This window comes from Catenulispora sp. EB89, assembly GCF_041261445.1.
GTDB lineage: Bacteria > Actinomycetota > Actinomycetes > Streptomycetales > Catenulisporaceae > Catenulispora.
Window position 1 is genome coordinate 398,130 of the sequence record NZ_JBGCCU010000002.1, and the last position, 22,732, is coordinate 420,861.

Annotated in this window: 20 protein-coding genes; 9 read left to right on the forward strand and 11 right to left on the reverse strand. The window is 70.9% G+C overall.

Going from position 1 to position 22,732, the window contains the following annotated elements; genetic code table 11:
- Positions 1-92: 92 nt before the first annotated feature.
- The gene (locus tag ABH920_RS05315) at positions 93-815 is read left to right on the forward strand and encodes a hypothetical protein (RefSeq protein ID WP_370347381.1); all 723 of its coding nucleotides are present in this window, start codon (positions 93-95) and stop codon (positions 813-815) included.
- Positions 816-951: 136 nt separating this feature from the next.
- Here the strand turns inward: ABH920_RS05315 and ABH920_RS05320 are convergent, their stop codons facing one another.
- The 5 genes from ABH920_RS05320 to ABH920_RS05340 form a co-directional block, all read right to left on the reverse strand.
- Entirely contained in the window at positions 952-2,151 is a 1,200-nt protein-coding gene (locus ABH920_RS05320) for an ATP-grasp domain-containing protein (RefSeq protein ID WP_370347383.1), read from the reverse strand.
- A gap of 235 nt (positions 2,152-2,386) precedes the next feature.
- Entirely contained in the window at positions 2,387-3,484 is a 1,098-nt protein-coding gene (dapC, locus tag ABH920_RS05325) for a succinyldiaminopimelate transaminase (RefSeq protein WP_370347385.1), read from the reverse strand.
- 52 nt (positions 3,485-3,536) lie between these two features.
- Entirely contained in the window at positions 3,537-3,866 is a 330-nt protein-coding gene (gene fdxA, locus ABH920_RS05330) for a ferredoxin (RefSeq protein ID WP_194913919.1), read from the reverse strand.
- Between the two features lie 111 nt (positions 3,867-3,977).
- Entirely contained in the window at positions 3,978-4,682 is a 705-nt protein-coding gene (locus ABH920_RS05335) for a phosphatase PAP2 family protein (RefSeq protein ID WP_370347388.1), read from the reverse strand.
- 113 nt (positions 4,683-4,795) lie between these two features.
- Positions 4,796-5,374, reverse strand: coding sequence for a TetR/AcrR family transcriptional regulator (locus ABH920_RS05340; protein WP_370347390.1), 579 nt, complete (start codon positions 5,372-5,374; stop codon positions 4,796-4,798).
- 228 nt (positions 5,375-5,602) lie between these two features.
- On the opposite strand from ABH920_RS05340, the gene ABH920_RS05345 reads away from it, so the two are divergent.
- Positions 5,603-6,976 carry an MFS transporter gene (locus tag ABH920_RS05345; RefSeq protein WP_370347392.1) on the forward strand — a complete coding sequence of 458 codons (1,374 nt, stop codon included), beginning with the start codon at positions 5,603-5,605 and terminating at the stop codon, positions 6,974-6,976.
- 89 nt (positions 6,977-7,065) lie between these two features.
- On the opposite strand, the gene ABH920_RS05350 is transcribed toward ABH920_RS05345, so the two are convergent.
- From ABH920_RS05350 to ABH920_RS05360, 3 genes are read right to left on the reverse strand one after another with little or no spacing between them, the layout of a single operon-like run.
- Complete coding sequence (locus ABH920_RS05350) at positions 7,066-7,656, reverse strand: 2'-5' RNA ligase family protein (RefSeq protein ID WP_370347394.1); 591 nt, start codon at positions 7,654-7,656, stop codon at positions 7,066-7,068.
- 2 nt (positions 7,657-7,658) lie between these two features.
- Positions 7,659-8,699: a tryptophan--tRNA ligase gene (gene trpS / locus ABH920_RS05355; RefSeq protein WP_370347396.1), complete on the reverse strand. Its 1,041-nt coding sequence runs from the start codon at positions 8,697-8,699 to the stop codon at positions 7,659-7,661.
- 4 nt (positions 8,700-8,703) lie between these two features.
- Entirely contained in the window at positions 8,704-10,326 is a 1,623-nt protein-coding gene (locus ABH920_RS05360; protein ID WP_370347398.1) for a hemolysin family protein, read from the reverse strand.
- Positions 10,327-10,479: 153 nt separating this feature from the next.
- On the opposite strand from ABH920_RS05360, the gene ddaH reads away from it, so the two are divergent.
- From ddaH to ABH920_RS05380, 4 genes are all read left to right on the forward strand, one after another.
- Positions 10,480-11,322, forward strand: a complete 843-nt coding sequence (gene ddaH / locus ABH920_RS05365) for a dimethylargininase (protein WP_370347400.1) — start codon at positions 10,480-10,482, stop codon at positions 11,320-11,322.
- A 122-nt stretch (positions 11,323-11,444) separates the two neighbouring features.
- Positions 11,445-12,626, forward strand: coding sequence for an ornithine--oxo-acid transaminase (rocD, locus tag ABH920_RS05370; RefSeq protein ID WP_370348000.1), 1,182 nt, complete (start codon positions 11,445-11,447; stop codon positions 12,624-12,626).
- A gap of 206 nt (positions 12,627-12,832) precedes the next feature.
- On the forward strand, positions 12,833-14,107 hold the full coding sequence (locus ABH920_RS05375) for an MFS transporter (protein WP_370347402.1): 1,275 nt from the start codon (positions 12,833-12,835) through the stop codon (positions 14,105-14,107).
- A 9-nt stretch (positions 14,108-14,116) separates the two neighbouring features.
- Positions 14,117-14,557, forward strand: a complete 441-nt coding sequence (locus ABH920_RS05380; RefSeq protein WP_370347404.1) for an Lrp/AsnC family transcriptional regulator — start codon at positions 14,117-14,119, stop codon at positions 14,555-14,557.
- Between the two features lie 119 nt (positions 14,558-14,676).
- Here the strand turns inward: ABH920_RS05380 and ABH920_RS05385 are convergent, their stop codons facing one another.
- Complete coding sequence (locus tag ABH920_RS05385) at positions 14,677-15,666, reverse strand: malate dehydrogenase (RefSeq protein ID WP_370347406.1); 990 nt, start codon at positions 15,664-15,666, stop codon at positions 14,677-14,679.
- Between the two features lie 278 nt (positions 15,667-15,944).
- Between ABH920_RS05385 and ABH920_RS05390 the strand changes: the two genes are divergently transcribed.
- Together ABH920_RS05390 and ABH920_RS05395 are read left to right on the forward strand one after the other, a co-directional pair.
- The gene (locus ABH920_RS05390) at positions 15,945-16,742 is read left to right on the forward strand and encodes a VOC family protein (protein ID WP_370347409.1); all 798 of its coding nucleotides are present in this window, start codon (positions 15,945-15,947) and stop codon (positions 16,740-16,742) included.
- An 83-nt stretch (positions 16,743-16,825) separates the two neighbouring features.
- Complete coding sequence (locus ABH920_RS05395) at positions 16,826-18,049, forward strand: M20 family metallopeptidase (protein WP_370347411.1); 1,224 nt, start codon at positions 16,826-16,828, stop codon at positions 18,047-18,049.
- Positions 18,050-18,134: 85 nt separating this feature from the next.
- Here the strand turns inward: ABH920_RS05395 and ABH920_RS05400 are convergent, their stop codons facing one another.
- Positions 18,135-20,138 carry a hypothetical protein gene (locus ABH920_RS05400; protein WP_370347413.1) on the reverse strand — a complete coding sequence of 668 codons (2,004 nt, stop codon included), beginning with the start codon at positions 20,136-20,138 and terminating at the stop codon, positions 18,135-18,137.
- A 136-nt stretch (positions 20,139-20,274) separates the two neighbouring features.
- Here ABH920_RS05400 and ABH920_RS05405 point away from each other — a divergent pair, with 136 nt between their 5' ends.
- Positions 20,275-21,321 (forward strand): hypothetical protein, encoded by a 1,047-nt coding sequence (locus tag ABH920_RS05405; protein ID WP_370347415.1) that lies wholly within the window; start codon positions 20,275-20,277, stop codon positions 21,319-21,321.
- A 117-nt stretch (positions 21,322-21,438) separates the two neighbouring features.
- Here ABH920_RS05405 and ABH920_RS05410 read toward each other — a convergent pair whose 3' ends face one another.
- The gene (locus ABH920_RS05410; protein WP_370347417.1) at positions 21,439-22,671 is read right to left on the reverse strand and encodes an NADP-dependent isocitrate dehydrogenase; all 1,233 of its coding nucleotides are present in this window, start codon (positions 22,669-22,671) and stop codon (positions 21,439-21,441) included.
- Positions 22,672-22,732 lie beyond the last annotated feature (61 nt).

Below are 22,732 nucleotides of genomic sequence, written 5' to 3' on the forward strand. Positions count from 1 at the left end.
CTCCTCCGTTGGGCGGCTACCCGGGGCGCCGGCGCCGGAAACCGCCGCCTCCGGCGCGCCAGGGGCGGACGCCCGGCGGGTAATCTCGGGGCATGCCGCTGTTCGGGGCGCGCCCGCCGGTCGAGGACCGGGAGCGCCAGTGGATCGAGAAGATGCTGGGTTGGTGCGTCGAGCGGTTCGGGCGCGCCGCGTTGGAGGCGGAGGTGCTCACACCCACACCTTCGTTCTTCCCCGGGAGTTATCGGGGCACTCCGGACGATGTGCTCGGCGTCGTCGACCTCGTCCGCGCCCACCTGCGCATCGACCCGGCGGAGATCGCGGTCGCCATGTACGACGGCCGGCCTCCGGTGCAGCCCGGCCCCGGCGGCGGTGTTGTCGGGTCCAAGAGTGTCGCCGGCCACTACAGCATTCGCGAGGGGCTCGGGGTCATCGCGATCGGGACGGACAACGCGTCCGACCCTCGCCGGGTCGTGGCGGTCGCCGCCCACGAACTGTGCCACCACAAGCTGCTCTACCGGGGGCTGTCCAGCTCCGCCGAGGGCGACCACGAGCCGCTGACGGACCTGGCCACGGTGTTCTTCGGCCTCGGCATCTTCACCGCCAACGCCGCCTTCACGTTCTCCCAGGGCCGGGGCGGCTGGCAGCGGCAGCAGCTCGGCTACATCAACCAGCCGATGTTCGGCTACGCGCTGGCGCGGGTCGCGTGGATGCGCGGGGAGCGGGATCCCGCGTGGGCCCGGTATCTGGACACGAACCCGCGCGGATACTACAAGCAGGCGATGCGGTATTTCGAGAAAGAGCCGCCGACCGCCTGAGAGTCTCGCAATGGTCGGCGTCCGGACCGCGCATATGTCGCGCGGCCCGGACGCCGGGCGCCAAGCCCCAGACGCCAGACGCCAGACGCCAGACGCCAGACGCCAAGAGAGCACGTCAGAAGACGGCCTCAGCCGCTCACTCCACCCGCGTGACGACCTCGATCAGCTCCGCCGCCGCCATCGCCAGCCGCAGCGCCTCGGCCGGCGTGTCCGCGGTCACCGCGGCGAAGGCGGGCCGGTCGCCGGAGCTGCGCAGCTCGTTCAGCCGGTCGCCGACCTCCACGACGGTGTCGGCGTAGAAGACCCCCTCGGACTCGCGGGCCGCGTCCAGGCCGCGGATCTCGGTGACCAGGCCCGGCTGCGCCGTGCTGTAGTGGATCGACGCCGCGCGCTTGGCCTGGGCCGGCAGTTCGACCGAGATCGTCCGGCCGGCCAGGATGTCCATGTAGGCGGGCAGGATGTCGACCGGGTAGGCCTGCCGGATCATGTCGAGGATCCCGTCGCCGGCGCCCCGGCCGGCGCACTCCACCAGGTACGGGACCCCGTCGTCGACGATCCACTCGCAGTGCACGATGCCGTCGGCGAAGCCCACCGCCTCGACCACCCGCTCGGTCTGCTCGACCAGCAGGTCCCTCAGCTCCGGGGCGATGTCCGCGGGGATCACGTGGCCCTTCTCCACCGGCCGCGGTCCGGGGTACAGCAGCTTGGCGGTGACGTTGGCGAACACGCCCGCGCCGCCCTGCACGAGCATCTCGACGCTGAGCTCGTCGCCGGTCACGAACCGCTCGGCCAGCATGAGCGCGCTGGGCCCGAGCGAGGCGTCGTCCTCGTCGCGCAGCGACTGCCAGACCCCGTCGATCTCGGCGGGGTCGTGGACCACGAGCGTGGCCACCGAGCCCTGCCCGGCGCCCGGCTTGATCACGATCGGGCCGGTCCCGGCCGCCATGAACGCCCGCGCCTGCGCGGCGTCGGCCACCACGGCCGACTCCGGGTTCGGTATCCCGGCGGCCCGGGTGATCCCGCGCAGCCGGTACTTGTCCCGCAGCGCCTGCGCCGCGCCGAAGCCGGACCCGGGCAGGCCGTAGCGCTCGGCCAGGCGGGCCGCGAACAGGACTCCGGCCTCGGTGACCGGGACGACCGCGACCGGGTCCAGGCCGCGGTGCGCCAGGAAGAACTCGTCGGCCTTGCCCGGCTGCTCGTGGTCCCACTCGATGATCTCGCGGACCAGCGGCGACCAGCTGACGGACGCCTGGGCGTCGCGCTTGCGCGCGTACTCCCCCTCCTCGACGACGATCACGGACTTCGCCGGGAGCACGTCGCCGTAGGCGAACAGCATGATGGCGCTGAAACCGCAGAAGATGACAGGTCTGACTGCTTGCTCCGTTGGAACCGGCTCCTCAGTTGGCATTACTCCCCCTCGGTGGCGGATGTGCACGAGTACAGACCGAACCGGGCCCCGTCCGTGGGGCCCGGTGATCAGACTACTGAGGCATATGCGGGTTCGTACTATGTCTGGTACGACAGTACGAAAGTCGTGATGTTCGCCTGCTCAAGAGGCGGTCAGCCGGTCGTCACGCCACGGTGAGCCGTGCGGCCGCGGCGGCGACCCGCTCGTCGGTCGCGGTCAGCGCGACCCGCACGTGCCGCGCCCCGGCCTCGCCGTAGAAGTCCCCGGGAGCCACCAGGATGCCGCGCTCGGAGAGCCAGTCCACGGTGCTCCAGCAGTCCTCGTCGCGCGTGGACCACAGGTACAGCCCGGCCTCGGAGTGGTCGATCCGGAAGCCCGCGCGCTCCAGCGCCTCGCGCAGCACCTGGCGGCGCCTGCGGTAACGCTCCTTCTGCTCGGCGGCGTGGACGTCGTCGGTCAGGGCGGCCGTCATCGCGTCCTGCACCGGCTGCGGCATGATCAGGCCGGCGTGCTTGCGCACCTCCAGCAGATCGGCCACGAGCGCGGGATCGCCGGTGACGAAGCCGGCGCGGTAGCCGGCCAGGTTCGAACGCTTCGACAGGGAGTGCACGGCCAGCAGGCCCGCGTGGCTGCCGCCGCAGATGTCCGGGTGCAGCAGCGAGACCGGCTCGGATTCCCAGGCCAGCTCGATGTAGCACTCGTCGGAGGCCACGACGGTCCCGGACTCCCGGGCCGCCTCGACCACGGCGCGCAGCTCGGCGGCGGGGGCGACCCGGCCGTTCGGGTTGGCCGGGGAGTTGAGCCAGATGAGTTTCGGGCGGCGCGCGCGGATCAGGTCCGCAGCGTCCTCCGGGGCGGCCACGAGGGTGTCGGCGCCGGCGATCCGGGCGCCGACGTCGTAGGTCGGGTAGGCCACCGACGGGATGGCCACCTGGTCGCCGGGGCCCAGGCCCAGCAGCGTCGGGAGCCAGGCCACCAGTTCCTTGGTGCCGATCACCGGCAGCACGGCCGCCGGGGCGGTTCCGGTCACGCCGAGCCGGCGCGCCATCCAGCCGACCGCCGCCTCGCGCAGGGCGGGGGTGCCGTGGGTGAGCGGGTAGCCGGGCGCGTCGGACCCGGTGCGCAGCGCGTCTTGGACGACGGCCGGCACCGAGTCGACAGGCGTGCCGACGGACAGGTCGACGATCCCGTCCGGGTGTTGGCCGGCCCGTGCCTTGGCGGGCGCGAGCCGGTCCCACGGGAAGTCAGGGAGCTTCCGCATCGTGAAGGATTTCCTCTGGTGGAGCGGGATGTCGCCGGCGGGAGAGCTGGTCTCAGCTCTCGCCCTCGGCCTGCGGCGGCAGGGCGGACACCAGAGGGTGGTCCTTCTCGATCAGACCCATCTTGGAGGCGCCACCGGGGGAGCCGAGGTCGTCGAAGAACTCCACGTTGGCCTTGTAGTAGTCCTTCCACTGCTCCGGGGTGTCGTCCTCGTAGAAGATCGCCTCGACGGGGCACACCGGCTCGCAGGCGCCGCAGTCGACGCACTCGTCCGGGTGGATGTAGAGCATGCGCTCGCCCTCGTAGATGCAATCGACAGGGCACTCCTCGATGCAGGCCTTGTCCTTCACGTCCACGCAGGGCAGGGCGATGACGTAAGTCACTTTCTCCGGTCCTCCTGTTGATGCGGTGGGCGACGCAGCGGTGCGGGCTGCAAAACCCTATGCTCGTCCGCCCTTAGTATCACGCGTGAACGGCTTGTTCTCCTAAGCGGGTCAGCCAGCGGACGGCCGGTCCCTCCAAGGCCGCAGCACGGAGGCGCACAAGAGCGTCCAGCCGGCGCCCAGCGCGGCCCCCGCCAGGACGTCGGTCGGGAAGTGGACGCCGAGGACCGGACGCGACACGGCGATGACCATCACGTACAGCACCAGCACGGCCGCGACGGCCCGGCGGGCAGCCAGGCCGGCCAGCAGCGGAACCGCCGCCAGGATCAGCACCGCGGCCAGGGCCGAGGTGCCGGTGGCGTGCCCGGAGGGGAACGAGGCGCCGGATTCTGTGGAGATCGTGTGCGCGGCGTCCCAGACCGGGCGGTGGCGGTCGACGCCCTTCTTGGCGACGTAGGCGATCGCGTAGGCGCCGACCACCGAGGCGGCGGCGAAATATGCCGAGGTCCGCATCCGCATCGCATAGAACGCGACCGCGACGAGGATCCCGAGGCCCAGCGTCACGGTCGGCGAGCCGGCGTTGGTGACCGCCTTGAAGAAGTCGGCAACCCCGGAGTCGCGCAGCGCGAACCGGTTCAGCGAGTCGTCGATCGACTGGTCCGTGCCCCGGGACGCCTTGGTCGCGACGATGATAGCCAGCAGGACGAAGACGCCCAGGGACACCACTCCCGACCAGCGCAGGACGGACACTCGGGGGCGGTCGTCGGCGGCCTGCGCACGGTGCTGGACGACGGCGTGCCGGGGTTCGGTGAGCATGCCTCACCGTAACTTAGTCACCTGAAGTTCGTCTGGCGTTCACCGCTCATTCACTTGCTTCGGGCACGGCAGGCCTTCCGGGACGTTCCGAGGGCGACTGTCGGGATTAACCCCTAAGCGTCCTGCTTGCGCAGCCCCCGCAGCACCACATCGAGCAGCAGGTACGGGTTCACCGGCGGCACGCCGGAGTCGACCGGCTTCTCGGCGCGCCGCTCCACGGCCGTGACGATGCCGGAGCACAGCGACATCACGTCCCAGAAGGTGACGTCCGAGCGGAACGCGTCGGCCTGCTGCCCGCGCTCCAGCAGCCGGGTCCCGGCGTCCATCATTTCTTTACATGTCTGCCCGAGCGCGGTGCTCTGGTCGTGGATGGCCTCTTTCACCGCCAGCGACAGGCCGCGGTAGATCGCCATGTGCTCGATCAGCAGCGTCAGCCACTCGGTGACCGCCGCGTCGGCGTCCTCGCGGCGCTCGGCGAGGGTCTGGGCGCATTCGGCGAGCTTCAGGTAGCGCTCGGCCAGAACGGCGGCGATGAGATCCTCGCGCCGGGGGAACCGGCGGTAGAGTGTCCCGATTCCCACACCCGCCTGGCGCGCGATCTCCTCCAGGGACGTCTCGATCCCGTGGGTCGCGAACGCCGACTGGGCGACCTCGACGAGGCGCTCGCGGTTGCGGAGCGCGTCAGCCCTCACCGTGTCATCAACCTTTCACCTAGTTGAGCAGGGCGTCCCCGAGCCCCGCGGAATTCCAGTTGCCGCCACGCGTACCGGCACTCTACGCTAAACGGAGTTAGCCTCCGCTTAAATGCTCGCCGTCAGGTGAAGGACACCATGTCTACTGCGTCCATATCCACAACACCTTCCACCGGGAAAGTTGTTCCAAAGCGCGAGCCCAAGCCGGGACTCATCCTCGCGACCATCGTGACCTGCCAGCTGATGCTGGTCCTCGACGCCACCATCGTCAACATAGCCCTGCCGAAGATCCAGACCTCGCTCAAGTTCTCCGACGCGAACCTGTCGTGGGTGCTGAACGCCTACACGCTCGCCTTCGGCGGCCTGCTGCTGCTCGGCGGCCGCGCCGGCGACATCTTCGGGCGGCGGCGGATGTTCGTGTCCGGAGTCATCCTGTTCACCGCGGCCTCCTTCATCGGCGGGCTCGCGGTCGACTCCACCATGCTGCTGGCCTCCCGGGCGTTGCAGGGCGTGGGTGCGGCGATGGCCGGACCGAGCATGCTGGCCCTGATCATCACCACCTTCCCCGAGGGCGCGCCGCGCGTGAAGGCGATGAGCCTGTTCACCGCGGTCTCCAGCGCCGGCGGCTCGGTCGGCCTGCTGCTCGGCGGCATGCTGACCACCTGGGGCTCGTGGCGGCTGGTCATGTACATCAACGTGCCGATCGGCGCGGTCGCCGCGATCGCTGCGGCCCGGTTGCTGAACGAGTCCCAACGGGTGCAGGGCAAGATCGACTACCTCGGCGCGATCACCTCGGTCACCGGCATGGGCAGCCTGGTCTACGGGTTCATCAACGCCTCCGAGCACGGCTGGAGCAACGCAACCACCATCGGGGTGTTCGCCGCCGCGGTGGTGCTGCTGACCGCGTTCGTGTTCATCGAGTCCCGCGTCGAGTTCCCGGTGTTCCCGCTGCGCCTGCTGCGGAACTCCACCAGGGCCCGGAGCTACGGCTCCTATGTGCTGCTGGTCGGCGCGATGTTCTCGATGTTCTTCTTCATGCCGCAGTTCATGCAGGAGGTGCTGGCGTACTCGCCGATGCGCGCGGGCCTGGCATTCCTGCCGCTGACCGCGACCCTGTTCGCGGTCTCCCGCTTCATCCCCAGGCTGCTCCCCCGCTTCGGCCCGCGTCCGCTGATCGTCCTCGGTACCGCGCTGATCTCCGGCGCGCTGCTCTGGCTGTCGCAGGTCTCGATCCACACCGGCTTCGTCAGCGGCCTGCTGGTGCCGTTCCTGATGTTCGGCCTCGGCGGCGGCATCGCGTTCAGCCCGATCGCGCTGAACATCATGAACGGGCTGTCGCCGCGCGACTCCGGCGCCGGCTCCGGGCTGATGCAGGCCTGCCAGCAGATCGGCGGCGCGCTGGGCATCGCGGTGCTGGTCACCATCTTCACCTCGTCGATGAAGGGCAGCCACGACCCGAACCCGAAGGTCAACTTCACGCACGGTCTGGGCACCGGCCTGACGGTCGGCGCGGGGATCGCGCTGGCGGTGTGCCTGATCTCGATGACGCTGCGGCCGAAGCCGGCGGCGGCGCCTTCGGGGCCGGCGCCTGTTCTGGAGTAGGTCGCCACTCGGCGAGGCTTTATCGCGGCGGCTTCCGGTGCCTGGTGCTCCTGGGGGCCGCCTTCGCGTCGCGGGCGGCAGCCGAGGACTCAGCCCCCGTAGGGGAACAACCGCCGGACCCGCCACACGCCGTCGTCGCCGTGCAGGTAGAGCGCGAACCCGGTGATCGGGAAGCGGGCCTCGTAGCCCGCGAGCGTGTCCTGGGCGCGGCTGAGCGCGTCCTCGGGGAGTTCGTGGGCCACCGTCACGTGCGGGTGGTACGGGAAGCGCGCCTCGCCCGCGAGTATGCCGGAGCGGACCAGGGCCTCGGTGGCGGCGCACTCCTCGGCGCCCTGGGCCACCCGGACGAAGGTCACCGGGGAGATCGGGCGGAAGGTGCCGGTGCCCTGCAGCAGCATCGAGAACGGCCGGCCGGAGGACGCCGCCTTGGCCAGGTGGTCCTCGATGCCCGGCAGGTCCTCGCGGTCGACCTCGCTCGGCGGCAGGAGGGTCACGTGCGTCGGGATCGCCAGGGCCATCGGGTCGTGGAACGACGCGCGCCACTTCTGCAGTTCGGTGCCGTACGGCTCGGGGATCGGGACCGCGACGCCGATGGTCACGGTGTCCGCCCCCCGGGCCCCGGACGCGAAGGGATTGGCCCCGGCGAAGGTCGCCGCGAGCGGATCCGACACGCCGCCCACCGTCAGTTCCCCGCCGCGGGCAGGAACCCGACTCGGTCGTAGACCTCGGACAGGGTCCGGGTCGCGATGGTGCGGGCCTTGGCGGCGCCCTCGGCCAGGACCGCGTCGAGCTTGTCCGGCTCGGCCAGGATGGCCTGCGTACGCTCCCGGAACGGGGTCACGAAGTCGACGAAGACCTCGGCCAGGTCCTTCTTCAGGTCGCCGTAGCCCTTGCCCTCGTAGGCGGTCTCCAGTTCGGGGATGCTCCGGCCGTCCAGCGCCGCGTAGATCGACAGCAGGTTGGAGACGCCCGCCTTGTTCTCCTCGTCGTAGCGGATCTCGCGCTCGGTGTCGGTGACCGCGGAGCGGATCTTCTTGGCCGAGACCTTCGGATCGTCCAGCAGCTCGATGATGCCGGCCGGCGAGGAGGCCGACTTCGACATCTTCGCGCCCGGGTCCTGCAGGTCGGTGATCTTGCCGGTGGCCTTGATGATGTACGGGTCCGGGACCGTGAAGTAGTCGCCGTAGCGGCCGTTGAAGCGCTGCGCCAGGTCCCGGGTGAGCTCCAGGTGCTGGCGCTGGTCCTCGCCGACCGGGACCTCGTCGGCGTTGTACAGCAGCACGTCGGCGGCCATCAGCATCGGGTAGGTGAACAGGCCCACGTTGGTGTTGGTGGTGCCCTGCTTGCCCGATTTGTCCTTGAACTGGGTCATCCGGCTGGCCTCGCCGAAGCCGGTCATGCAGGTCAGGACCCAGGCCAGCTGCGCGTGCTCGGGCACGTGGCTCTGCACGAACAAGGTGCTGCGCCCGGGGTCGATCCCGGCCGCCATCAGCTGCGCCGCGGCCACCCGGGTGCGCTGGCGCAGCAGCTTCGGGTCCTGCTCGACCGTGATCGCGTGCAGGTCCACGACGCAGTAGATGGTCTCGTGGGTCTCCTGCAGGGGCACCCACTGCCGGATCGCGCCGAGGTAGTTCCCGACGTGGAACGAGTCGGCGGTCGGCTGGATGCCGGAGAAGACGCGCTTGCGACCGGAGGACTGGGGAGCGGCTGCCATGGGCCCCATTCTCTCAGATCCGCGGCTCGCTTTGATCGGGTTCTCCCGGGATCTCCTCACCCGCACCGGCCTGGCCGACCTGGCCGCCACCATCAGTGTTCGAATGATCACCGGAGGTGATATCTGTGGCGGATTCCGGGCTGCCCGCGGGTGCCTCGGCGGCGGGGGCTTCGGCGGCGGGCGTCTGCGCGACCGGCGCTTCGGCGACCGACACTTCGGCGGCCGGGGCGTCGGCACCCTCGGCATCGGCGGGAGCATCGGCGCCGGCCGCCTCCGCCGCGCCGCCCTCGGGCATCCGCGTGATCCGGATCCGCGCGATGCGCCGGCCGTCCATCTCGGCCACCCGCAGCTGGGAGCGGTGGATCTCGCGCTCGACGTCCTCGTCGGCGTCCTCCGAACCCGCGCCGTGCGCGCCGGGGACGGCGTCAAAGGCGACCACCACCTCGTCGCCGAGCGCCGGGAGCCGCCCGAGCTGGGCCACGATGAACCCGGCCGCGGTCTCGTACGGGCCGTCGGGCAGCTCGATCCCGGTCTCGTCCATGAAGTCGTCCAGGTTCAGCAGGCCGTCGACCTCCATCACCCCGCCGACCAGCCGGGTGGTGCCGGCCTGGCCGACGTCGTACTCGTCCTGGATGTCGCCGATCAGCTCCTCGATCAGGTCCTCCAGGGTGACGATGCCGGCGGTGCCGCCGTACTCGTCGACGACGATCGCCAGGTGTGTGGACTCCGCGCGCATCTCCGAAAGCGCCGAGAGCACCTGCTTGGAGGTCGGCAGCATCTTCACCGGCCGGGCGATCTCCTCCAGCCGGATCGAGCGCCCGGCCAGCTCCGGGTTCAGGAAGTCGCGCACGTGCACGAACCCGATGACGTTGTCCGCCGAGCCCTCGATCACCGGGTAGCGCGAGTGCGGCTCGGAGGCGGCGATCCGGGCCGCCTGCCGGATCGGCAGCTGGCCGTCCAGGAACGTGACCTCGGTTCGCGGCACCAGCACCTCGCGCAGCTGCCGGTCGCCGGCGTCGAAGATCTCGTCGATCAGCTCGCGCTCGTCGCTGTTCAGCGTCTCGTTCCCGGCCACCATCAGGCGCAGCTCCTCGGAGGACACCGCCTCCCGGCCCACGTCGGGGTCACCGCCGAACAGCCGCACCACGCCGTTGGTGCACACCGAGAGCAGGAAGATGAACGGCCGCACCACCGCGGCCATCCGGTTCAGGAACGGCGCGACCGCGCGCGCCGTGGGCTCGGGCCGCTGCAGCGCCAGCCGCTTGGGCGCGAGCTCGCCGATCACCAGGGTCACGAAGGTGATGACCAGGGTGACGCCGACGACGCCGACGAACCCGGCCAGGCCCTTGCCGAGGCCGGCGCTGATCAGGCCGCGCTTGGCGCTCTCGGACAGGGTGATCGCGCCGTAGGCGGAGGACAGCAGCGCGGTCAGCGTGACGCCGATCTGCACCGTGGCCAGCCAGCGGTTCTGGTCGCGCACCAGTTTGGCCACCGCCTGGCCGCGGCGGCCCTGCTGGACCATGGCCTCCAGCTGGCTCTCACGCAACGAAACGAGCGCGATCTCGGACGCGACGAACAGCGCCTCGATGAGGATCAGCGCCAGGACGACCAGGATGGACACGAGAATCGGGCTCACCCCGTTGATTGTAGGGAGCGCGGGACTCCGGCAGTCGGGACGCCAGTGGCGCAATGAAACGCCTGTGACCGCCGGATCTTCGCAACGATCGTGCGACGACACGCAATGAAGGCTGCTTGAGCAGGGAAAACACCGTACTTATGCTCAGGTTGCATGATCCCCGAGACACTCCTCGCGCCTTCGGCGGCACAGCGCGTGGCGATCCCGCGCCGGTATCTCATGTGCCCGCCGGACCACTTCGCGGTCACCTACTCGATCAACCCCTGGATGCACCCGGACGAACCGGTCGACGCCTCGCTGGCCGCGCGCCAGTGGGAGGCCCTGCGTGACGCCTACATGGACCTCGGCCACCAGGTGGAGACCATCAAGCCGATCGAGGGCCTGCCGGACATGGTGTTCGCGGCCAACGGCGCGACCGTCGTGGGCGGCAAGGTGCTCGGCGCCTCCTTCCGCAACGAGGAACGCCAGGCCGAGGGCCCGGCCTACATGGAGTGGTTCCGCAAGAACGGCTTCGCCGAGATCCACGACCCGCAGTTCATCAACGAGGGCGAGGGCGACTTCCTCTACGCCGGCGACTGGATCCTGGCCGGCCACGGCTTCCGGTCCGACCCGAACGCGCACCTGGAGGCGCAGGAGTTCTTCGGGATGCCGGTGATCGGGCTGCGCCTGGTCGACCCGCGCTACTACCACCTGGACACGGCGATCGCGGTGCTCGACAAGGAGACCATCGCCTACTACCCCGAGGCCTTCTCGCCGGGTTCGCAGGCCGTCCTGCGCACGCTGTACCCGGACGCGGTCGTGGCCACCGCCGAGGACGCCGCCGTCTTCGGGCTGAACGCGGTCTCCGACGGCCTGCACGTCCTGCTGCCGCAGGCCGCCACGGGCCTGGCGGCCCGGCTCGCCGAGCGCGGCTACCAGCCGATCGGCGTGGACCTGTCCGAACTGCTCAAGGCGGGCGGCTCGGTCAAGTGCTGCACGCTGGAGCTCAGAAGCTGAAAGGGGTCCGTACCGTGACCACGATCTCTGACACCGGCCGCGACACCGAGCCGGGCTCGGGCACCTTCAAGGCGCAGGCCGGCGCGAGGCCGCGGAATCCGCCCTCGGCCCGGGCCCAGGAGCTGATCGCGCAGTCCGACGCGCACACCGCGCACAACTACCACCCGCTGCCGGTGGTGATCGCCGAGGCCGACGGAGCCTGGGTGACCGACGTCGACGGCAACCGCTACCTGGACATGCTCGCCGGGTACTCGGCGCTGAACTTCGGGCACCGCAACCCGGTGCTGCTGGCCGCGACCCGCGAGCAGCTGGGCCGGGTGACGCTGACCTCGCGGGCGTTCCACCACGACCAGTTCGGGCCGTTCGTCGCCGAGCTGTCCGCGTTGTGCGGCAAGGAGGCGGCGCTGCCGATGAACTCCGGGGCCGAGGCCGTGGAGACCGCGCTGAAGACCGCCCGCAAGTGGGGGTACCAGGTCAAGGGCGTCCCGGAGGACCGCGCGCAGATCATCACCTGCGAGGGCAACTTCCACGGCCGGACGCTGTCCATCGTGTCGTTCTCCACCGACCCCGACGCGCGCAACGAGTTCGGGCCGTTCACCCCGGGCTTCGTCTCCGTGCCGTACGGCGACGCCTCGGCGATCGAGGCGGCCATCACCGATGACACCGTCGCGATCCTCCTGGAGCCGATCCAGGGCGAGGCCGGCGTCCTGGTGCCGCCGGACGGCTACCTGGCGGCGGTCCGCGAGATCTGCACGCGCCGCGGCATCCTGATGATGGCCGACGAGATCCAGTCCGGGCTGGGGCGGACCGGATACACCTTCGCCTGCGACCACGAGGACGTCGTCCCGGACGTCTACATCCTGGGCAAGGCGCTCGGCGGCGGCATCCTGCCGGTGTCGGCGGTGGTCGCCGACCGCGACGTGCTCGGCGTGTTCCACCCCGGCGAGCACGGCTCCACCTTCGGCGGCAACCCGCTGGCCTGCGCGGTCGGCCGCGCGGTGGTCGGGCTGCTGGCCACCGGCGAGTACCAGGAGCGGGCCCGCACGCTGGGCGCGCACCTGCACCAGGCGCTGGCGAAGCTGCCGACGGAGATGGTGCGCGAGGTCCGCGGGCGCGGGCTGTGGGCGGGCGTCGACATCGACCCCTCGTTCGGCACCGGCCGCGAGATCTCCGAACGCCTGATGGCGCGCGGGGTCCTGGCCAAGGACACCCACGGCTCGACCATCCGCATGGCGCCGCCGCTCGTGGTGACCGCCGAGGACCTGGACTGGGCGGTGCTTCAACTACAGAGCGCTCTGGGTTGATACTGTCTGTCGGTCGCGACGGACCCGGCCTCGGCGGCCGGGTCCGCGCGGCGTGATCGGCCGCGCTCGCGGCGGGGGTACGGCCCGCTGCGGGCGCGGCTTCGTTTCCTTAGACGCTCGCTGCGACGTTTTAGTCGCACTGGAAGCCGGATTTCTCAGGAAGCGCGGTCCGCGCACAGTCGGCCCGGGTCGTCTTCAATGAACTGATGACGTCACCCCTTCGCCGCAATCGCTCGTTCCTCGTGCTGTGCGCGGACCAGGTGGCCGGGTCGGTGGGGCGGCAGATAACCGCGGTCGCGCTGCCGCTGACCGCGGTGGTGCGGCTGCACGCCGGGCCGTTCGGAGCCTCGGCACTCATGGCTTTGACATTCCTGCCGGGCGCGGTGCTCAGTCCGTTCGTCGGCTTGCTGGTGGACCGGTCGCGGTTGCGGCGGCTGCTGATCGCGCTGACGGTCGCGCAGGGGCTGTTGCTGGCGGTGGTGCCGGTCGCGGACGCATCCGGGTGGCTCTCGTGGGCTGTGCTGTACGCGGTGGCCCTGGGATCGGGGACGTTCGCGACGACGCTGACCGTCGCCTTGCAGGCCGCGTTGCCGCGCGCGGTCGCAGCGGATCAGTTGCTCGACGCGAATGTCGGCTTGTCGGGGGCGCGGACCGCGGGGCAGATCGGCGGGCCGGCGATCGGCGGGCTGTTCGTGGCCTGGTTCGGGACGTCCGACGCGCTGTTGGGCGACAGCGTGGCCTTCGCGGTGGAGGCGGTCCTGCTGTGCCTGCTGCCGGCGGCGTTGAACGTCGCGGGGGCGCGGAAAACGGAGCGGGAGCCGTGGTTGCAGGGTGTGCGCGAGGGATTCCGCGTCATCGCCGACGACCACGTGTTGCGGCGCCAAGTCACCGCGGCCGGGGCGCTGAACTTCGGCGGTGCGGTGACCGGAGGCTTCTTCGTGTTCTACGCCACCGACAAGCTGCATCTGCGGAGCTGGCAGCTGGGTGTCACGTTCGCGGTGTTCGCGACCGCGTCAGCGTTGGGGGTGCTGGTGACCAAACGGGTGGCGAAGGGCTTCGGGCTGGCTGAGTCGGTGAAGTACTGCGCGGTCGGTGCGGCCGCGGCGCTGTTCCTGATGCCGGCCGCGGCGTTGGGGCTGCCGTTCGAGACGTTGATCGCGTACCAGTTCGCGTTCGGGCTGCTCGCCACGGTGTGGGCCATCGCGATGACCACGGCGCGGCAGCTCGCGGCGCCGCCGGAGATGCAGGGCCGGGTCGCGGCCTTCCAGCAGGCCGCGGTGTTCGGGGCGATCCCGGCCGGCGCGTTGCTCGGCGGGTTCGCCGCGGGGCGGGTCGGGGTCGCGCCGGTCCAGGTGGCCGGAGCCGTTGTAGCGCTGGCCGGTGCCGGGACCTTGTGGCTGCCGAGCGGCAGTCTGAGTGCGCGTGCCGGGTGGCGGCATCCGGAATCAGGGATCCGGGGCTACGAAGCCGCGGACCGCTAATCTCAGGGCATGGACAGCCTCGACCGCTCGATCATCGACGTTCTGCGGCGCGATGCGCGCGCGTCGTTCGCCGAGGTCGGAGCGGAGGTGGGGTTGTCGGCGTCGGCGGTGAAGCGGCGCGTCGACCGGCTGCGCGCGGACGGCGCGATCCGCGGGTTCTCGGTGATCGTCGACCGGACCGCCCTGGGCTGGACCACTGAGGCCTTCGTCGAGGTCTACTGCGGGGACCGGACCTCGCCGGACGTGATCAGGGAGTGCGTGGCCCGGCATCCCGAGGTGGTCGCCGCGTACACGATCACCGGGGACGCCGACGCGCTGTTGCACCTCGTGGCCGAGAACATGCGGCACCTGGAGGAGGCGCTGGAGCGGATCCGGCGGGAGCCGGAGATCCAGCGGACGCGGTCGGCGCTGGTGCTGACGCGGTTGCTGGCGCGCGATCCGACGGTCTGAGCTACAGAGAACGGCCCAGTGTCCACAACAGGACACCGGGCCGTCGAGTGCTCAAATCAGACCACGCAGGTCAGAACGCAGATCAAGCCGCGCAGATCAGACCGCGCTGATCAGAACGCTCAGATCAGGCCGAGCTGCTTCACCGCGTCGCGCTCCTCGGCGAGCTCGTTGACCGAGGCGTCGATGCGGGACCGCGAGAAGGCGTCGATGTCCAGGCCCTGGACGATGCTCCACTCGCCGTTCTTCGTGGTCACCGGGAAGGAGGAGACCAGGCCCTCCGGCACGCCGTAGCTGCCGTCGGAGACGACGCCCATGGAGGTCCAGTCGCCCTCGGCGGTGCCGTTGACCCAGGTGTGGACGTGGTCCAGGGCCGCGTTGGCGGCGGAGGCGGCGCTGGAGAAGCCGCGCGCCTCGATGATCGCCGCGCCGCGCTTGGCGACGGTCGGGATGAAGTCCTTCTCGATCCAGTCCTGGTCGTTGATGACCTCGGCGGCGTTCTTGCCGGCGATCCTGGCGTGGAACACGTCCGGGTACTGGGTCGCGGAGTGGTTGCCCCAGATGGTCATGTTCGTGATCTCGCTGACCGGGGCGCCGGTCTTCAGCGCGAGCTGGCCCAGGGCGCGGTTGTGGTCCAGGCGGGTCATCGCGGTGAAGCGGGACTTCGGGACGTCCGGCGCGTGCGCGGCGGCGATCAGGGCGTTGGTGTTGGCCGGGTTGCCGACCACCAGGACCTTGATGTCGTCGGCGGCGTGCGCGTTGATCGCCTCGCCCTGCGGCTTGAAGATGCCGCCGTTGGCCTCCAGCAGGTCGCCGCGCTCCATGCCGGCGGTGCGGGGGCGGGCGCCGACCAGCAGCGCCACGTTGGCGCCGGTGAAGCCGTCCTTGGGGTTGTCGTGGATGTCGATGCCGGCCAGCAGCGGGAACGCGGAGTCGACCAGCTCCATCGCCGTGCCCTCGGCGGCCTTGACCGCCTGCGGGATCTCCAGCAGGTTCAGCTTCACCGGCACGTCCGGGCCCAGCAGGTGGCCGGAGGCGATGCGGAACAGCAGGGCGTAGCCGATCTGGCCGGCCGCGCCGGTCACGGTGACGTTGACGGGGGTGCGGGACATCGCTTGTGGCTCCTGCGTTTATGTGAAGGTTCCGTATGGATGTGTTGCCAGCCCACAGGCTACTCCTGGAGTACCTGCGTGGTTTCTCTCCGGTAGCTCCGACGCCTGTGAGAAAGCAGACATACGCCGGAAGCGGATGATTCCGCTCCGTGCACGGTTCGTGGCTGTCGGTGGCGAGTGGAAGACTCGGGCATAACGACGTGATGCACCTCACAACGGTTCGCGCGGTGCGTGCGTCGCCGCCCCGCCGCACGCCCGAGAACGAGGAAGGCCCGCTCATGATCACCTCTGACGACACCCCGAACCTGCCCGGCTGGATCGATCTCGGCTCCCCCGATCCCGGCGCCTCGGCCGAGTTCTACGGCCGGGTCTTCGGCTGGACCTCCGAGCAGCTGATGCCGGACTCCCCGGACGGCCCCGGCTACTGGTCGCTGCGCAAGGACGGCAAGTCCGTCGCCGGGCTCGGCGGCCTGAGCGATCCGGCCGCGAAGCCGGACTGGACGACGTACGTCCGGGTCGCCGACGCCGCCGCGTCCGTGGCCGCCGCCGAGGCCGGAGGCGCCAAGGTGCGCGTCCCGGTCATGGAAGTCCCCGGCGAGGGCTCCTTCGCCCAGCTCACCGATCCCAGCGGCGCCGAGTTCGCGCTCTGGCAGCCCGGCGGGACCACCGGCTTCGAGACCTGCTGCGTCGACGACACGATGCTGTGGGCCGAGCTGTGGACCCGCGACCCGGCCGCGGCGAAGGCGTTCTATCCGGCGCTGTTCGGGTGGAACGTCGAGCCGTACATGGAGGGCGCGCCGGAGGGCGGCGGCTACGACATGTGGACGACCCGGCCCGGCGATCCGCTGGCCGCGTTCGGCGGGATCATGACGATCACCGACCAGGTGCCGATCCAGGACGAGAAGTGGATCCCCTACTTCATGGTGGCCGACGCCGACCGGACCGTCGAGCGCGTGACGGGCTCCGGCGGCACGGTCCTGATCCCGGCCGCCGACGCCCCGCCCGGACGGCTGGCGGCGCTCACCGACCAGTTCGGCGCCCGGTTCAACATCCTGCAGCCGGTGCCGATGGGGTAGCGGTCAGCAGGAGCCAGTAGGGGTCGCCTACCAGCCCCGGCCCTCACCCGCCCAGGTCTGGACAGGCGGTGCAGGATGGCAGCATGACCTACACCGATGACGCCGAGGGCCTGCAGGAGGACCTGGTCCGGCTGCGCCGCGACCTGCACCGCATACCCGAGATCGGCCTGAACCTGCCCCGCACCCAGGAGCGGGTCCTGGCCGCGCTCGAGGGCCTGCCGCTGGAGATCACCCTGGGCACCGAGCTGAACTCGGTGACGGCCGTGCTGCGCGGGACGAAGCCGGCGGCCGAGGGCGCCGCGGGTTCCGGGACGGCCGCCAGGCAGGCCGTGCTGCTGCGCGGCGACATGGACGCGCTGCCGGTGGTGGAGAAGACCGGCCGGGACTTCGCCGCCGCCGGCCCGACCATGCACGCCTGCGGCCACGACCTGCACACCGCCATGCTGGTCGGCGCGGCGAAACTGCTGAGCGCGCACCGCGACCGGCTGGCCGGCGACGTGGTGTTCATGTTCCAGCCCGGCGAGGAGGGCGACGACGGCGCCGGGCACATGATCCGCGAGGGCGTGCTGGACGCCGCCGGTCCGCGCGTGGTCGCCGCCTACGGCATGCACGTGATGTCCGACCGCCTGCCGCGCGGCCACTTCGTCTCCCGCGCCGGCACCTTCATGGCCGGGGCCGACGAGATCGCGGTGACGGTGCGCGGAGCCGGCGCCCACGGCTCGCGGCCGCACACCGGCAAGGACCCGGTCCCGGTGGCGTGCGAGATGGTGGTGGCGCTGCAGTCGCTGGTGACCCGCAAGTTCGACATCTTCGACCCGGTGGTGATCACCGTCGGCGAGTTCCACGCCGGCACCGCGGCGAACATCATCCCGGACGACGCCACCTTCCACGTGACGATGCGCTCGTTCTCCCGCGAGTCCCGGTCCCGGCTGCTGGAGACGGTGCCGGAGCTGTTCCAGGGCCTGGCCGCGGCCTACGGCTGCGCCGTGGAGATCACCTACAAGGAGCAGTACCCGCCGACCGTGAACCACGCGCCCGAGGTCGACTTCCTGGAGGAGGTCGTGCGCGAGGTGCACGGCGAGGAGCGGTTCTCCCGGATCGCCAACCCGAACCCCGGCGCCGAGGACTTCTCCCGGGTGCTGGAGGAGGTGCCGGGGACCTACGCGTTCCTCGGCGCGTGCACCAAGGACGACTACACGAGCGCGGCGTCGAACCACAGCCCGCTGGCCGACTTCGACGACTCGGTGCTCGGCGACGGGGCCGCGCTGCTGGCCGAGCTGGCCGATCGGCGGCTCGCGCGCGGCTGAAGCCGAACGCGACAGTGCTGAGCTGAATACGACGTGAAGCGGCCCCGGACAGACCGTCCGGGGCCGCTTCACGAGGACCGCGGAATCAGTTCCCTGCCAGCTCCCACGCCCCGTACGGGCTTCCCGCGCCGGGCGCCGTCTGCCGCGCCGTGTGCAGCGCGCCGTCCCGCTCGAAGGCCAGCACCGCCTGCCGGCCCCGGCCGTCCAGCACCACCACCGGCGCGCCGATCACCACGTTGCCCAGGTCCGGAAAGGTGCTGAAGCCGACGTTGGGCGCGCCCTGGACCATCAGGCTCACCCCGCCGCCGCCGTTGCGGGTGGCCGCCGTCATGCGGCCGTCGCCGCCGGCGTTCGCCGAGACGGCTTCCAGCCCGACCGGGCCGATGACGCCGGGCGTGGTCGTCCAGAACCCGGTGGGCCGCTGCCACTGCGTGGCGACCTTGCCGGTGCCGCCGCCCTCGACGTAGAAGATCTCCATGCGGCCGTCGGCGTTGCGGCTGATGCCGACCGGTCCCGCGGTCGGCGGGCCGACCGGCACCCGGTCGATCGGATAGGCGCCGTTCGGGGTCTCGCTCCAGTGCAGCAGGCCGCCGATGGCCGGTGCGAACAGCTCGACGTGCCCGTCCGGGGCCAGGCCCGCGGTCACGTCGTCCCGCACCTGGTAGCCCTTGATGTCGGTCCAGTCCCGCGGCCAGGTCCCGTTCGGGTTCTGCTTCAGGGCGCTGACGCCGCTGCCCCAGTTCCGCACGAACACGGTCAGCCGGCCGTCGCGCTCGGCCACCACGGCCGGGTTGCCGGTCAGCGCCTCATGCTCCGGGTCCGGGTTGGGGTTCCCCAGCACGGTCCACGGCCCCCAGCCGCCCGAGGAGGTCTGCGCGGTGCTGACGATCTGCTCGTCCGACAGCCGGACGCCGACGATGTGCAGGGTGCCGGATCCGTCCTTGACCAGCCTCAGGGCCGGGGCCAGCGGGACGCTGCCGGGCACCGCGGTCGGACCGGTCCAGGAACCGCCCGAGCTGTTCTCCCGCCAGACCTGCACCTTGTTGTCCAGCATCGCGACCGCGTTCAGCCGGCCGGCGGAGTCCAGGGCCGCCCAGTCCACGCCGTTGGTCCAGCGCGGGTACTGGCGGTGCGTGAACCCCGAGTAGAAGTCGTTGTAGGGATCGGGCTCCGGGTCGTTCTTGCCGCTGTAGCGGCCGCCGTTCGGATTGCGGTTGGGTCCGACGTAGGCGAGGAACTCCTGCTGCTTGTCGTCGGCGGTGCCGGGGTCCAGATCCGCCGGGTCGACGTTGACCGTGTAGTCCCGGTAGTCGCGCAGCAGCAGGTGGCCCCGGCCGCCGGGACCGTGCCAGCTCTGCGACGTGACGCCGACGAACCGGGTCACACCGATGTGGTCGATGTTCCGCTCGTAGTTGTAGCCGACGTTGGGGTCCAGGGACAGGACCGTGCTGGCCTGGTAGCGGGCCATCAGCGCGCCGAGCGTGTTGAGCATGTCGTCGTGGCTGTAGTACTGGTGCGCCCACTGCTGGTCGCAGTCGTTGCCGTCCTGCGGGTCGCTGCCCTCTGACATCTCCCGCAGCCCCTCCTTGGGGTAGGAGAAGAGGTCGTAGACGTTCTGGAAGCCGTTCTCGCCGGACTTGAAGTTCCCGTCGCCGGCCTCGTGCAGGCGCAGGAACACGAGCTTGGTGGAGGGCCGCTGGTCGAGGGTGTCCTCCTCGATGACGTGGCCGTCGACCGTGATGGCGTTCCTGCTCCAGGTGGGGTTCTGCACCCCGCGCGAGTGCGCGGCCCGCAGCCCGTTGAACCGGCTCTCCGAATAGGCGCAGGTGCTCGGGAACTCCTTGTTCGGGCCGGCGTGGTTGGTGGCGTCGCCGCCGGTCACGTACACGCTGGTGCTGGGGAGGTTGTAGTCCTCCTTCATGTCCGGCTCGAAGAACAACAGGTCGTCGTCGGGATGCGCGATGATCGCGAGCACCGACGGCGCCACCGCGGGGCTGTCCGCGAACGCCGGCGGCCCCCAGACCGCCGCCATCGCGGCCGCGCTGGCGAAGGTCGCCAGGCCGGCCATGGCCTTTGTTCGAACACGCATGGCAGCTCCGGTCCGTTCGGGGCATGGGGCCATTCGACCCAATTGTCACTTTCATGGCGAAATGTACATCAATCTGCGTATATTCCGCCGTATCGTGACGTCCGACATCAGAACTCAGGGATCGGGAGGCACGCCCGTGGAGCGGTTCACGCCCCGCCGTCACACCCGCCGGGGGGTCGCGGCCGTCGCCGTGGCGGCCCTGGCCGGACTCGTCCTGCTGCCCGCGGCTTCGGCCCGCGCGGCGTCCGGGCCGCAGACCAACTTTTTCACCGAGAACGGCGTGTTCACCGTCCCGGTCGGGGTCACCCAGATCGAGGTGACCGTGTCCGGCGGCGGAGGCGGAGGCGGCGGCGACAGCACCGCGCCGGGCCTGCAGGCCTGGGGCGGCGGAGGCGGAGGCGAGGGCGGGCTGGTGACCTGCCGGTTCACCGTGACGCCCGGCACCAAGTACGACATCGTGGTCGGCGGCGCCGGCGGCAGCGGGGGCAGCCAGGGCGACCCCGACACCGCCCCGACCGCGGGCGCCGGGGTGGACGGCGGCACGCCGGGCGCGGACCGGTCGCCGACCGACGCGGCCGGCGCCGCCGGCGGCTCGAAGGGCGGCGGCGGCGGAGGCGGCGGGACCGGCGCGTCCACGCCGGACCGGATCTCCAGCGGCACCGGCGGCCGGGGCGGCGGCGTGGTCCGCGGCTCCGGCGGCGTCGGCGGTCCGGGCACCACCGACCAGACCCCGGGCGGCGGCGGAGGCGGGGGCGGCGGCGCGAGCAGCTTCGGCTCCGGCGCCACCATGGCCTACGCCTTCGGCGGCGGCGGAGGCGGCGCCGGGCAGCTGGACCAGCACGAGGGCGGCTACGGCGGGGACCCCGGCATCGGGGGCGCGGGCGGCGTCTGCAAGCAGGACGGCACGCAGATCGCGGCGGTGCAGAACGTCACCGGCGACAACGGCGGCCGGGGCGCCTCCAACGACGGCGTCTTCACGGTGTTCGGCGGCGACGGCGGCGGCACGCTCGCCGCCCTCGGCGACGGTGAGGGCGGCACCGCCCCGAACGGCGGGAACGGCGGCACCGGCGGCGGCTCGCAGCCGCCGAGCGCGACGTTCGGCGCGGGACCCGGGCCGGTTCTGGCCTCGCCGGGGTTCGGCAACAACGGCGCGGTGATCGTGACGTACACGCCGGCGAGCTGAGGGGCGGCTTCCGCGAAGCCGGGAAAACGAACGCGAAGCGCGGAACGCGAAGCCCGGAAAACCAAGAGGTGCGCGACCATCAGGTCGCGCACCTCTTACGTGCGGTGCGGGCTGGACTTACGCCGAGGCCATCGCCTTCTGCAGGTTCTCGTCGATCGCGGCGAGGAACTCCTGCGTGGTCAGGTACGGCTGGTCCGGCGAGATCAGCAGCGCCAGGTCCTTGGTCATCTTGCCCTCCTCGACCGTCTCGACGCAGACGCGCTCGAGGGTCTCGGCGAACTTCACGACCTCGGGGGTGTTGTCGAACTTGCCCCGGTAGGCCAGGCCCTGGGTCCACGCGTAGATCGAGGCGATCGGGTTGGTGGAGGTGGGCTTGCCCTGCTGGTGCTGGCGGTAGTGGCGGGTCACGGTGCCGTGCGCCGCCTCGGCCTCGACGGTCTTGCCGTCGGGGGCCATCAGGACCGAGGTCATCAGGCCCAGGGAGCCGAAGCCCTGCGCGACGGTGTCGGACTGGACGTCGCCGTCGTAGTTCTTGCACGCCCAGACGTAGCCGCCCTCCCACTTCAGCGCGGAGGCCACCATGTCGTCGATCAGGCGGTGCTCGTAGGTCAGGCCCGCCTTGTCGAACTCGGCCTTGAACTCGGTGTCGAAGACCTCCTGGAAGATGTCCTTGAACCGGCCGTCGTAGCCCTTGAGGATCGTGTTCTTCGTGGAGAGGTACACCGGGTAGCCGCGGTTGAGGCCGTAGCGCATCGAGGCGCGGGCGAAGCCGCGGATCGACTCGTCCAGGTTGTACATGGCCAGCGCGACGCCGGAGCCCGGGAAGTCGAAGACGTTGAGCTCGATCGGCTCGCCGCCGTCCTTCGGGGTGAAGGTCAGGGTCAGGGTGCCCTCGCCGGGGACCTTCAGGTCGGTGGCGCGGTACTGGTCGCCGAAGGCGTGGCGGCCCACGACGATCGGCTTGGTCCAGCCCGGGACCAGGCGCGGGATGTTGCTGATGACGATCGGCTCGCGGAAGATCACGCCGTCGAGGATGTTGCGGATGGTGCCGTTCGGCGACTTCCACATCTTCTTCAGGCCGAACTCCTCGACCCGTGCCTCGTCCGGGGTGATGGTGGCGCACTTGACGCCCACGCCGTACTGCTTGATCGCGTTCGCGGCGTCCACGGTGACCTGGTCGTCCGTGGCGTCGCGGTGCTCGATGCCCAGGTCGAAGTACTTCAGGTCGACGTCCAGGTAGGGCAGGATCAGCGAGTCCTTGATGAACTGCCAGATGATCCGGGTCATCTCGTCGCCGTCGAGCTCGACGACGGGGTTCGCGACCTTGATCTTGGGACCGGAGTAGGCCATGGCGGATCGTCCTTACGGATCGGGAAGAATTATCTCGACCTCAAGATACATGGCCGCGCCC

Bases quoted from the DNA above. Each gene is read 5' to 3' on its own strand.
- ABH920_RS05400 (WP_370347413.1), bottom strand. From the start codon at position 20,138: ATGCGTGTTCGAACAAAGGCCATGGCCGGCCTGGCGACCTTCGCCAGC.
- trpS (WP_370347396.1), bottom strand. From the start codon at position 8,699: ATGGGGCCCATGGCAGCCGCTCCCCAGTCCTCCGGTCGCAAGCGCGTC.
- ABH920_RS05315 (WP_370347381.1), top strand. From the start codon at position 93: ATGCCGCTGTTCGGGGCGCGCCCGCCGGTCGAGGACCGGGAGCGCCAG.
- ABH920_RS05320 (WP_370347383.1), bottom strand. From the start codon at position 2,151: ATGCTGTTCGCCTACGGCGACGTGCTCCCGGCGAAGTCCGTGATCGTC.
- ABH920_RS05390 (WP_370347409.1), top strand. From the start codon at position 15,945: ATGATCACCTCTGACGACACCCCGAACCTGCCCGGCTGGATCGATCTC.
- ABH920_RS05410 (WP_370347417.1), bottom strand. From the start codon at position 22,671: ATGGCCTACTCCGGTCCCAAGATCAAGGTCGCGAACCCCGTCGTCGAG.
- ABH920_RS05380 (WP_370347404.1), top strand. From the start codon at position 14,117: ATGGACAGCCTCGACCGCTCGATCATCGACGTTCTGCGGCGCGATGCG.
- ddaH (WP_370347400.1), top strand. From the start codon at position 10,480: ATGATCCCCGAGACACTCCTCGCGCCTTCGGCGGCACAGCGCGTGGCG.
- ABH920_RS05385 (WP_370347406.1), bottom strand. From the start codon at position 15,666: ATGTCCCGCACCCCCGTCAACGTCACCGTGACCGGCGCGGCCGGCCAG.
- dapC (WP_370347385.1), bottom strand. From the start codon at position 3,484: ATGCGGAAGCTCCCTGACTTCCCGTGGGACCGGCTCGCGCCCGCCAAG.
- ABH920_RS05335 (WP_370347388.1), bottom strand. From the start codon at position 4,682: ATGCTCACCGAACCCCGGCACGCCGTCGTCCAGCACCGTGCGCAGGCC.
- ABH920_RS05375 (WP_370347402.1), top strand. From the start codon at position 12,833: ATGACGTCACCCCTTCGCCGCAATCGCTCGTTCCTCGTGCTGTGCGCG.
- ABH920_RS05395 (WP_370347411.1), top strand. From the start codon at position 16,826: ATGACCTACACCGATGACGCCGAGGGCCTGCAGGAGGACCTGGTCCGG.